8 protein-coding genes are annotated in these 12,182 nt (G+C 58.2%); 6 read left to right on the top strand and 2 right to left on the bottom strand.

Features of this window, described 5'->3' with window-relative positions; all coding sequences use genetic code 11:
• The first annotated feature begins 12 nt into the window (after positions 1 to 12).
• The 3 genes from ACFSKT_RS05200 (at position 13) to ACFSKT_RS05190 (ending at position 4,249) form a co-directional block, all read left to right on the top strand.
• Entirely contained in the window at positions 13 to 1,173 is a 1,161-nt protein-coding gene (locus ACFSKT_RS05200) for a serine hydrolase domain-containing protein (RefSeq protein ID WP_377718996.1), read from the top strand.
• A gap of 238 nt (positions 1,174 to 1,411) precedes the next feature.
• Positions 1,412 to 3,004: an ABC transporter substrate-binding protein gene (locus tag ACFSKT_RS05195; RefSeq protein WP_377718995.1), complete on the top strand. Its 1,593-nt coding sequence runs from the start codon at positions 1,412 to 1,414 to the stop codon at positions 3,002 to 3,004.
• 375 nt (positions 3,005 to 3,379) lie between these two features.
• Entirely contained in the window at positions 3,380 to 4,249 is an 870-nt protein-coding gene (locus ACFSKT_RS05190) for an SDR family oxidoreductase (protein ID WP_377718994.1), read from the top strand.
• A 159-nt stretch (positions 4,250 to 4,408) separates the two neighbouring features.
• On the opposite strand, the gene ACFSKT_RS05185 is transcribed toward ACFSKT_RS05190, so the two are convergent.
• A complete protein-coding gene (locus ACFSKT_RS05185; protein WP_377718993.1) occupies positions 4,409 to 6,445 on the bottom strand; it encodes a helix-turn-helix domain-containing protein in 2,037 nt (678 codons plus the stop codon).
• Between the two features lie 134 nt (positions 6,446 to 6,579).
• Here ACFSKT_RS05185 and ACFSKT_RS05180 point away from each other — a divergent pair, with 134 nt between their 5' ends.
• On the top strand, positions 6,580 to 7,815 hold the full coding sequence (locus ACFSKT_RS05180; protein WP_377718992.1) for an MFS transporter: 1,236 nt from the start codon (positions 6,580 to 6,582) through the stop codon (positions 7,813 to 7,815).
• On the top strand, positions 7,812 to 9,254 hold the full coding sequence (locus ACFSKT_RS05175; RefSeq protein WP_377718991.1) for a M20 family metallopeptidase: 1,443 nt from the start codon (positions 7,812 to 7,814) through the stop codon (positions 9,252 to 9,254). The genes ACFSKT_RS05180 and ACFSKT_RS05175 overlap by 4 nt, the downstream gene beginning before the upstream one ends.
• A gap of 120 nt (positions 9,255 to 9,374) precedes the next feature.
• On the opposite strand, the gene ACFSKT_RS05170 is transcribed toward ACFSKT_RS05175, so the two are convergent.
• Positions 9,375 to 9,842, bottom strand: a complete 468-nt coding sequence (locus ACFSKT_RS05170) for a GNAT family N-acetyltransferase (RefSeq protein WP_377718990.1) — start codon at positions 9,840 to 9,842, stop codon at positions 9,375 to 9,377.
• 246 nt (positions 9,843 to 10,088) lie between these two features.
• Between ACFSKT_RS05170 and ACFSKT_RS05165 the strand changes: the two genes are divergently transcribed.
• Entirely contained in the window at positions 10,089 to 12,158 is a 2,070-nt protein-coding gene (locus tag ACFSKT_RS05165) for a bifunctional aldolase/short-chain dehydrogenase (RefSeq protein ID WP_377718989.1), read from the top strand.
• Positions 12,159 to 12,182 lie beyond the last annotated feature (24 nt).

Raw genomic sequence — 12,182 nt, 5'->3', positions numbered from 1 at the left:
GTGCCGTACAAAATGAATATGGAACGGTTAGAACGCTTGCGTCCGCTGCTGCGCCGCTTCGTCGAACAGGGGCCGGCAGGATGCTCCTGCTTGGTCGTACATAACGGTAATGTTGTGTTCGAGGATTATGTCGGCTATGCCGACGAAGGAAGCGCGCGGCTCGTCGGCCCGGATACGATATTCCGCATTTTCTCGAATACGAAGGTCGTCACGTGCGCGGCGGCGCTGATCCTGCATGAACGCGGATCGTACTTGCTGAACGACCCGTTGGAGGAATACTTGCCGGAATTCAAACAGCCGCACGTCTATCGAGAAGAGCATGGGGAATGGAAGGTGGTGCCTTCGACAAGACCGATTCGAGTGAAGGATCTCTTCACGATGTCGTCCGGGCTCACCTACTCGTGGGGGGATGGCAAGACGGAGCTGGCGACGAAACGGCTTGAAGACGAGCTGAAAAGCAGCGGGCGCTTCGACAACCGTTCGCTCGCCCGGGGACTCGCTGCGATTCCGCTGGCGTTCGAACCGGGAATGCGCTGGCAGTACGGTTACAGCCATGACGTGCTCGGCGCGCTGATCGAAGTGCTGTCGGGCAAGACGCTCGGACAATTCATGCAAGACGAGCTCTTCGATCCGCTCGGGATGAACGATACCTCCTTCCGGGTTCCGGCCAATAAACGCGATCGGGTGGCCACCATGTATATCCGCGACGAAGCGGGCGTCCGTTCGCCAAGCGACGATTTCGACGCGAACTACCAGCCGGATGCAACGTTCGAGAGCGGCGGGGCAGGCTTGTTGTCCACGCTCGCGGACTATGGCCGATTCGCCGCCATGCTGGCGCAAGGCGGAGAGCTGGACGGCGTGCGCATTCTGGGCCCCCGTACCGTGGCGCAGATGGCGGCCAATCAGCTGTCCGCACAGCAGTTGGCGGATTATAACTGGTCATATCTGGCCGGTTACGGGTACGGGCTCGGCGTCCGAACGATGGTGGATCCGGCGGCTGCGGGCAGCGGCGCTTCGATCGGGGAGTTCGGCTGGAGCGGGCTTGCCGGCACGTGGACGATGATTGATCCGAAGGAAAAGCTGGCGGCGGTCTACATGCAGCAGATGCTGCCGAACCTCGAGGCGATTCATCAGCCGCGCCTGCGCAATGTGATTTACGGCGCGCTCGAATAACGTCGATACCAATGAGAAAGCCGATTGCCGGATGTCCGGCGATCGGCTTTTTGCCGTAAGCGAATCGGGGCGCTCGAAAGCGGTTCGGCCGGGCGGTCATTTTTTTCGTCGATCATTGATTTCGTATTACATTTCGTTGTTCCGCGCAATTAAGAAAAACGCTTTCACCATCTATAATTAGAATTGTAAGCGTTACCATATCAAATTTGAACGGCTATACGAAGGGGGAACTCGGGGGATGCTGCACAAACAAAGAACGGTAATAATGGCTGTGCTCCTTACGCTCGTCATGGTGCTCAGCGCATGTTCGGGTAACAATGGCGGGAGCAACGGAGGCAATGGAAGCAATACGAAGCCTGCCAACACGCAGGCGACGGAAGGCTCCGAAGCGACATCCGGGGATAACGCGAGCGGTGCCGCCGATACATCCGAGGAAGTCCAGTTGAAGATGATTTTCGTCGGGCCGAAGCCGGCCGACTACGACGTCGTGTTCGCGGAGCTGAACAAGAAGCTGAAGGAGAGAATCAACGCGACGCTGGAAGGCGAATTCTTGGACTGGTCCGATTGGGCGCAAAAATATCCGCTTAAGCTCGCCGCGAACGAGGACTTCGACCTGATCTACTCCGCGAACTGGGCCGGCTATCATGACCAGGCGCTGAAGGGCGGCTTCCTGGAGATCACCGAGGACATGATCGCCAAGTACTTGCCGAAGACGCTGGAAGCGATGCCGCAGGTGAGCTGGGACCAAGCCAAGGTGAACGGCAAGCTGTACATGGTGCCGCAGAACCGCGGCGAGTCGGTGGAGAAGCTGATTCTGTACCGCGAAGATCTGCGCAAGAAATACAACCTGCCGGCGATCGACAGCCCGGAAGCCTACGCTACGTACCTGAAGACGGTAGCCGAGAAGGAGAAGGGCGTTACGCCGTTCACGCCGGAGACGGGCGACTGGAAATACCACAATCTCGACCGCGTCCTGCTGAAGCAGCAGAACGAGTGGAACATGTTCGACCTGGATATGCCATTTGCGTTCAAGCTGTCCGATGCGAAGGGCCAAGTGTTCAACGTGTACCAAACGCAGGAATTCAAAGATTTGCTGACGTACTACAAGGACCTGGCGGATAACAACGCTTGGGCGAAAAACGTACTCAACAGCAAGGATGACCACCAACAAAAATTCAAGCAAGGCTTGACGGCGTCGATTACGCATAATAACGGCACGCTCGGCAATCTGATGACCCAAATGAAACAAGAGAATTCGCCGTATGAAGTCGCGCTGGCGGACGTGACGCCGGACAAAGCGAAATCGATCGCGATCTCGACGCAGAACGGCACGTCGATCCATGCGACGAGCAAGCATCCGGAGCGCGCTTTGATGCTCATCGATCTGATGCAGAACGACAAGGAAATTCATGATCTGATCATGTACGGCGTTCAAGGCGTGCATTACGAGCCGGTCGGCGACACGGTCTTCAAGGCGACGGACAAAAATGCGAACTTCACGGGCTTCTCCAACTGGAGTTTCAATTCCCCGCTCAACCGGGACAACGAAGCATTCCCGAAAGAAGCGTCCGAGCTTGTCGCCAAGTGGGAAAGCGGCGTCTACCACTATCCGCTGGAAACGTTCGTGTTCGACAACACTAAAGTGAAGACGGAGCTCGCGAACATCGGCAATGTGATGCTGCGTTACGCGCTTCCGCTTGAATACGGCGTCGTGAAGGACATCGACAAAGGGCTCGCGCAGCTGAACGAACAGCTCGAAGCCGCGGGCGTCGAAAAAGTACAGCAAGAGCTGCAAGCGCAAATTGACGCTTTCTTGGCGAAGCAGCAATAAGCAGTTTATTCGAAAAGCACGGCGGAGACGCTAATAGAGGAAAACGCCACAACCCAGGTTTGCGACAACGCGAACCTGGGTTTTTTCGTGCGAGGGAAGGAGACGAGACTCGGCTGACTGCAACCCGTGGTCGCAGTCCATAATTGCCACCCGTGATCATAGTCCGAAATCGCAACCCGTGATCGCAACCCGTGATCGCAACCTCTGATCGCAGTCCATAATTGCCACCCGTGATCATGATAGATAATTGCTTGTCGTGACATTGGAGATAATAGGGAGATGAAGCGCTCAATATTTCCGTTATTGACAATAAGTCATACATGTAACTATAATGGTTACAGGTTGGATGAACGATAACGAGTGGAGGCTAACAATATGAAACTATTAGTTACTGGCGCGACAGGCCAATTGGGCTCGAAGGTGGTCGAAGCGCTATTGAAGAAAGTTCCGGCGAGCCAGCTGGCAGTCAGCGTGCGCAATCCGGAGAAAGCGGCGGCGCTGAAGGCGCAAGGCGTCGAGGTGCGGCACGGGGACTTCGACCGTCCGGAGACGCTGAATTCGGCCTTCGCGGGCATCGACCGGCTGCTGATCATCTCGGCTGACGGCGATACCGAGACACGCATTCGCCAGCATACGGATGCGGTTACGGCGGCGAAGCGGGCGAACGTCGGCTTTATCGCGTACACGAGCGCGACGAACGCGCGCGAGAGCTCGCTGTTCCTGGCCGAGGTGCACCGCGTCACGGAAGAAGCGATCATCGCGACGGGCATCCCGTATGCGTTCCTGCGCAACAACTGGTACTTGGAGAACGAGGTCGGCAGCATTCAAGGCGCGCTGGCCGGTCAGCCGTGGCTGACGTCGGCAGGCAGCGGCAAGGCGGGCTGGGCGCTGCGCCAAGAGTATGCGGAAGCGGCGGCGGCCGTACTTGCGGGAGATGGTCGAGAGAACGCCGTCTACGAGCTGGGCGGTCCGCTCCGTACCCAAGAAGAACTGGCCGCCGCGGTTAGCGCGGTCATCGGCCGCGACATTCCGGTTCACCAGGTCGACGATACCGAGTATGCGTCGATCATGGCGGGCGCTGGCGTACCCGATTTCGTCGTGCCGATCTTGGTCGGCATTCAGAAGGGCATCCGCGAAGGCGCGCTCGAAGTGGCCAGCGGCGATCTCGAGCAGCTGCTCGGCCGTCCGGTGACGCCGCTCGAACAAGCATTGGCGGCGCTCGTGAAGGAGCTGCCGTCCGCTTAATCGCACGGTAACGAAAGAGGTCAATATGAGGGCATAATTGCCGATAACCGCGAGGGGCCGTTCCGATCGTCATCTAGATGACGTCTGGAACGGCCCCTGCGCTTTGTTAACCATTTTTCGTTTGACCGCCATCCGGCGCTACGCGCTTCCGTGGCGGTTTTACGCATACGGCGATCCGCGCAAATACCAAGCCAGCTCCAGGCGCAGCAGATGCTCGGGGTTGTGGAACGACAGCTCGAGCAGCTCCTCGATGCGTTTCAGCCGCAGATAAAGCGTGTTGACATGGATGTGCAGCCTGGCCGCCGTTTGATTCGTCGAGCGGCTGCATGCGATGTACATCAGCAGGGTTTCCTCCAGATGGCTAGCGTCGGCCTTCGTGCCGCGGAGGGGCTCGAACACTTCTTGAACGTACGCTTCCAGCTGTTCGGGCGGCTGCTGCAGAAACAGGCGGTTGACGCCGATTTCCACATACCGGATGACGCCCTTTTGCTTGCGGGATTCCAAGTAGCCGAGGGCTTTTCCGGCTTCGGTATAGCTTTTCTGGATGGATAGCAAGCCGCGATAGACGGAGCCCATGCCGGCGACGGCCGCTTCCTCCTCTACCCGGACGCCTGCTTCTTGAAGGACGGCTTCGAGCCGCGTCTTCGCTTGTCCTTGGTCTTGTTCTGCGATGGCCAATAGCGCCGTGACTTTGTTGTTCGAGACGAACACGACGGGCAATTGGCCGACGAACGCCTTGCGCAGCAGCTCGACGAGCCGGTTTCCGCTCGCCTGCATCTGCAATCCGGATTGTTGTTTCAGGACGATCAAGGCTGCCAAGTACGGCATATGCTCCTCTAATCCAAGCTCCTTCCCCCGCTGTCCGATGACGGTCAAATCGTTCTGTAACAGCATTTCGTTGAACATGTCGCTCGTGCGTTTGTAACGCGAGTCGGTGAAAGACTGCTTGAGCACCATTTCCAATGCGAGGATGGAGCTTCCTTGTTCGAGCACGATATGATCGAGGGGCGTCAAGTCGCGGTTCATGTCCGCGATAATGAAGCCCAAGACAGCCTCGGCCGAGACGATCGGCTGGATGTAGAACGCGCCGTCTTCGTCCAAGCCGCCTTGCGAGTAGGGGCCGGGGGTTTGATCGGCATCGAATTGCTTGTGGAGCCGTTCGAGATCGAGCCGGCGGAACGGACCGGAACCGCGGGACGCATGCTTTTTGTTATCCAGCGAGTCGATGAACAGCAGCGGAAGTCCGGTCAGCTTGCCCATCTCCTGCACGATTCGTTCAGAGCCTTTGCTTTGAAGCGACAGCTTCATGAGCGAGGCATGGATTTGGTCGCGTTTGACCAGCAGCGCGTTCTGATTGTTCAAGTCCCGGAACAGCCTGGCGTTCATGAGCACGATGGACAGTTGGTCGGCGAAGCTTTGCAGCAGCTGGAAATCCATGGACGTGAATTGCGGCCGATCGCCGTATTGATTGAAAATAAGGACGCAAGCCGGCTCTCGATCGACGAAGACCGGAACGGAGATGACGGATTGGGTATCGTGGAAGCCGCCGGAGTAATACATGCGATGCAAATTTTGGTCCGATGTGCTGGCGACGGCTTCCTCGTACACGTCTTTGGCGGTTCGCAGCCATCGGGCCTGCCCGTCCCGAAACGTCTTCCCGACGATTCCTTCCCCGATTTGCAGCATCATGCCGCTAACCGCATCCCGATGCTTGCCGACGGATGCCTTCGCCTTCAGCGCTTGCACGTCCCCGTCGTACATCCACAGCGTGCCGAGCACCTTCCACGGAATAACCATCATCGCTTGCTCAAGAATATTGTTGAGGAGAACGTCCACGTCGAGCATGGATGTCATGCTCCGGATGCTGGCGATGACCTGTCTTAGGATATACTGCTGGCGTTCCATCCTCCATTCCGCATAGACAGGGTAGAGCCGCCAATGCAGTTCCTTGGCCTGCGAAGCGGTCCATGCGCCGTCTGCCCCGAAGAAACGGACGACGATCTTGCATTCGTCCTCGTAATCCAAGGTCAACTCCGCAAAGGGCGTACGAGCGTCGGATTCCTCCGATCCGGCGGCGCATACGAGGCGACGGTCGTAACCGTTGGGCGCGAAATGAATTTGGTAATCGCGGGATGGAAAATGGTGTGTCATATATTCGGCTATCGAAGCTTCCGTATCGATCGTCTTCACCTTCATTCATGTGGGTATCCATAGTCGGATACGTAAAATTATAGAGATGTCCACATTGTATAAGCAAGCCGAATTTTATATTCTAAATCCAATCCGATAACAATGACATCAGGGAGGGAGAAAACATGACAGGAGGAAGTGTGAGAAAGCAACGAAACCGGCTATTGGCGCTGCTGTTTCTCGGATGGTCGATAGGCAACTTCGACCGCTATGTCATCAATTACGCGATCGTCTATATGGGCGAGGATCTTCAGCTCAGCGCCACGGCCACCGGACTCGTGCTCAGCAGCTTTTTCCTCGGCTATGCGATCATGCAAATTCCGGGGGGCATGCTGGCGGACCGGTGGAATCCGCGTTACGTCATGATCGGGACGATATTGGCGTTATCCTTGTTCACGACGCTGACGGCCGTTGCCTGGTCGTTGACGGCCTTGCTGATGATTCGGTTCCTGTTTGGACTCGGCGAAGGCAGCTTCTTCCCGACGGCCTCCAAAATCATCTCCGTCTCGTTTCCGGAGCAGGAGCGGAGCAAGGCGCTTGCCGTGATCCTATCTTCCGCGGGCATTATGAGCATTATTACGGCGCTTGCCGCGGGGCTGCTGCTGGATTCGATCGGGTGGCGGCTGCTGTTCGTCGGCGCGGGGGTTATCGGTATCTTGCTATCGGCGGTTTATTATTTCCAATTAAAAATGACGCCGAATGCGTACGCTCGGCAGCCGCTGGAGAATGGGCCGAAGCCGAAAATGCCGCTGAAACGACTGCTCCGGTCGCCGCTCTTGTGGAAGTTGTTTGCGGCCTATTTCCTGCTCTATTTCATCAACTGGGGGCTCTCCTCCTGGATGCCGACTTATTTGAAAACCGTGCGGGGCATGGACATGACGGCGATCGGCGTCATGTCGATCATTCCGGGTTTCGGGGCCATCGCCGGCTTCTACGCGAGCGGCTTCATCCAGGACAAGCTTAGCGTAGAGAAGAGCAGGCTGGTAGCGATCGGGTTCATCCTGTTGTCCGCGGTTCTGCTGCCGCTCATGTACATCGCGCCGTCCGTCGCGCTGTTCTTCGCGTATCAAACGGTCATTGTCCTGCTGCTGACGTTCGTCTTCGTCCTGCTGCCTTCGATCGTCTTGAAGAAATCGACGCCCGAGGACGCGGGCTTCGTCACCGGATTCGTCGGCACGGGCGGGCAGTTGGCCGGATTTGCCGCACCGACGGCGATCGGCTTATTTATCGACGGTTTCAACGGTTCGTATTGGACGGCATTTCTTCTTATGGCGTGCTGCGCGGTGCTGGGAGCCGTCGCGTTTGGCATGATGAGCTTTAGGGGCGCCGGCGATTCGCAGGTAGAGGCAGAAGCCAAGAAAGAGGTGTTCTTATGACCAATCCGATCGCGATCGAAATTTCCGACTTGATCGATCGGAAGCAAAACTTGTTCATCGGCGTTAGCGACCAAATTTGGGAATATGCCGAAATCCGGTTCGAGGAGTTCAAATCGGCCGAGCTGCTGTGCCGAACGCTCGAACAGGAAGGGTTTCGGGTGGAGCGCGAAGCAGCCGGCCTGGAGACGGCATTCGTCGCGAGCTTCGGGAGCGGCGCGCCCGTCATCGCCATCTTGGGCGAATTCGACGCGTTGGCGAGTTTGAGCCAACGGTCGAACGAAGCGGCCTATAATCCCGTCGAACCGGGCGCGAACGGCCACGGCTGCGGCCACAATCTGCTCGGCGCGGGCTCGCTTGCCGCCGCCGTCGCGGTCAAGGATTATATCGAGCGGCACGGCATCTCCGGCACGATCCGATACTACGGCTGCCCGGCGGAGGAGAGCGGCTCGGGCAAAGCTTACATGGCCCGGGCCGGTTTGTTCGGCGACGTCGACGCGGCGTTCTGTTGGCATCCGGCAGGCGTGAACGCGGTGCCGCACATGTCGACGCTGGCGAATCTGCATGTGCATTTTGCTTTTCGGGGCAAAAGCGCGCACGCGGCTGCCGCGCCGCATCTGGGCCGAAGCGCGCTCGACGCGGTCGAGCTGATGAATGTCGGCGTGAACTACCTGCGGGAGCATATGATCGACCAAGCCCGCATTCACTATGCCGTGACGAACGCCGGGGGATCGGCGCCGAACGTCGTGCAGGCGGATGCGGCGGTCGATTACTTGATCCGCGCGCCGAAGGCTTCGCAGGTGCTGGAACTGTACGAGCGCGTGAAGGATGTGGCACGCGGCGCGGCGCTGATGACGGGGACGACGATGTCTTTCCGTATCGAGGGGGGCGCCTCCGATCTGATTCCGAACGCCGCGCTCGAGCGCGCCATGCAAGGCTTCATGCAGGAGCTGGAACTCCCTCTATATTCGGAGGACGATTTGACCTTTGCGCAAGCGATCTTCGCCACTCTGTCCGATAGCGATAAGCAAAGCGCGGCCATGCAAGTCGGCAAAGAAGCGGCCTCCTACTTGGAGAAGCAGCCGCTTGCCCGGTTCGTTGCGCCGTACAGGGAGCAATTAATGATGATGCCGGCATCGTCGGACGTCGGCGACGTCAGCTGGAACGTGCCGACGGCGCAATGCGCGGCGGTGACTTGGGCGTATGCCACGCCGCTTCACGCGTGGCAGACGGTCGCGCAAGGCCAAAGCGCGTATGCGCATAAAGGCATGCTGTTCGCGGGCAAAACGATGGCTTGCACGGCGATCGCGGCGTTGACCGACGGCGAGCTGCTCGCGCGGGCGAAGGCCGAGCTGGCGGAGCGGCTGGCCGGCGAGGCCTATGTATGTCCGATTCCGGACGACGTGCAACCGGCTAGGCGGTCGTCGCAGACAGCGAGCTAGCCGGTCGAGGCGCGTGCGTCGTCGTCGTTTTCATTGCAATTATCGATAATCGAAGGGCCTCTCATCGTCATCTCGGATGACGGTAAGAGGCCCTTGTTTGCATCGTTAGGCAGCGCGTTATTACGATTGAGCGGTTCGAGATTCGAAACGCATTTTCATATCGATATGCGGGATGTCATCCTCCAAATACGTCTCCGACACCTTGACGAAGCCGAACGAATGATAGAATTTCTCCAAATAAGCCTGCGCTTGAATCTTGACCTCGGCCTCCCGCCATTCCTGGCGTATGTAGTCCAATCCTCGCTGCACCAGCTCGGCGGCGATGCCCTTTCCCCGATAAGCCTGATTGACCAGCACTCTGCCGATGGAAGCTTCCTTATAGGCAAGTCCCGCGGGCAATAGGCGCAAATAAGCCATGATGTTTCCCTCGTCATCCATTCGGTACAGATGAACCGACTCCAAATCCTTGCCGTCCACCTCGGGATACGGGCATCGTTGTTCCACGACGAATACTTGCGTGCGTTCCTGCAAAATCCGATATAGCTCCAGCGTCGTCAGTTGGTCGAATGTTTTGAATGTCCATGTCATGCGGGATCTCTCCTTAAATTACGAAACTTCGCGATCTGTTGACATGATACACGAAAAGCGGGATGGCCGCATCGTCTAAGCAGCCTTTGCGCATGACTCGCTACTATTTCGGGGATGTTTCTCTTTGGAAATCGGTTTTCGTTTTTGTTTTCTTTTGTTTTTTAACAAAATTTCTGTTTTCAAAACAAAACAAACATGTTACTATCCGATTATAGAACTAATCCCATACATTCGGAGGTAAACAAAATGGTACAAAGCTTGTGGAATGCGTCGGAAGCGTCCCAACATACGAACGGACTTGATCAGCTGGTGTACCGGTCCAACCTGATCGGCGCCGATCGCCGGGTTTGTAATATTTTCGGCGGCAATACGTCGAGCAAGACGACCGTGCAGGATTTTCGCGGGCGTGATATCGAAGTGATGTACGTGAAGGGAAGTGGCTCCGATCTTGGGTCGATGAAGGCGGGAAATTTCACCGGGCTTCGCATGGACGACATCCGTCCGCTGATCGAGCGGGAATCGATGTCCGACGAAGAGATGGTCGCTTACCTCGGCCACTGCATGATCGACGCCAAGCATCCGCGCGCCTCGATCGAGACGCTGCTGCACGCGTTCCTGCCGTTCAAGCATGTGGACCATACGCATCCGGATGCCATCATTAGCCTGTGCTGCGCGGATAACGGCAAGGAGCTGGCGCGCGAGATTTTCGGCGACCGCTTCGTCTGGGTACCGTACGTGCGTCCCGGCTTCACGCTGTCGAAGATGATCGCCGAGGGCGTGTTCGCGAATCCGAACGCCGAGCTGGTGTTGATGGAGAAGCACGGCTTGGTCACATGGGGCGAGACGAGCGAAGCGTGCTACGCGCAGACGATCAAAATCATCAACGAAGCGGAAGCGTTCATCGAAGCGCGCGTGAACGACGCTCGCCTGTTCGGCGGTCGGAAGCACGAAGCGCTGCCGGCGGACATTCGCCGCCAGATCGCGTCGCAAGTGATGCCGACGATCCGCGGCGCCGTATCGGATAGCAAGAAGATGATCCTTTCTTTCGACGATCAGGACGACGTGCTCGCGTTCGTGGGCGGCAACGACGCGCCTCAGCTGTCGCAGGTCGGCGCCGCTTGTCCGGACCATCTGGTGCACACGAAGGTCGTGCCGCTGTTCATCGATTGGACGCCGAACGTTGACGACGTCGCGGGTCTGAAGGCGAAGCTCGTCGAGGGCGTCGCCGCCTACAAGGAGCAGTACAAAGCCTACTTCGAGCGCAACAAGAACGAAGGAGACGTTATGTTCGAAGCCGCGCCGCGCGTCATCCTGATTCCGGGCATCGGCATGGTGAACACGGGCAAAAGCTGGGCGCTCTCGCAAGTGAGCGGCGCGCTGTACCACCGCGCGATCGCGGTTATGCGCGGCGCCACGGCGCTGGGCCAATTCGTCTCGCTCAGCGAGAACGAATCGTACAATGTGGAATATTGGCCGCTCGAGCTGTATAAGCTGTCGCTCGCGCCGGCCGAAGCCGAGTTCTCCCGCAAGGTGGCGTTCATTACCGGCGGCGCGGGCGGCATCGGCAGCGAGACGGCGCGCCGCCTTGCATCCGAAGGCGCGCACGTCGTATTGGCGGATCTGAACCTCGAAGGCGCGCAGAAGGTCGCGCAGGAGATCAACGACAAGTACGGCGAGAATCGCGCATTTGCGGTGAAGATGGACGTCACGGACGAGGCGGCCGTCCAAGCTGCTTACGCGGAAGTCGCGCTCGTCTACGGCGGCGTCGATATCATCGTCAACAACGCCGGTCTGGCCACGTCCAGCCCGTTCGACGAGACGTCGCTCAAGGAATGGAACCTGAACATGAACGTGCTCGGCACGGGCTACTTCCTCGTGGCGCGCGAGGCGTTTAAACTAATGAAGGAGCAGGGCATCGGCGGCAACATGGTGTTCATCGGCTCGAAGAACTCGGTCTACGCGGGCAAGAACGCGACGGCCTACAGCGCGGCGAAGGCGCTCGAAGCCCATCTGGCGCGCTGCATTGCGGCGGAAGGCGGCGAGTTCGGCATTCGCGTCAACACGATTTTGCCGGACGCGATCCTGCAAGGATCGGCGATCTGGAACGGCTCGTGGCGCAACGAGCGCGCGGCCGCGTACGGCATCGAGCCGGATCAACTCGAAGAATACTACCGCAAACGCACGACGCTGCTCGTCAATATTTATCCGAAGGACATCGCCGAAGGGATCGCGTTCTTCGCCTCGTCGAAGTCCGACAAGACGACCGGCTGCATGCTGACGATCGACGGCGGCGTGCCGGCGGCGTTCACGCGCTAATCGCGCCAATAAGGAGGAGAATCC

It is taken from the genome of Paenibacillus xanthanilyticus (genome assembly GCF_042682185.1).
GTDB lineage: Bacteria > Bacillota > Bacilli > Paenibacillales > Paenibacillaceae > Paenibacillus_Z > Paenibacillus_Z xanthanilyticus.
The sequence above is the reverse complement of the archived record's forward strand: the minus strand, read 5'-3'. Positions and strand labels throughout refer to the sequence as shown.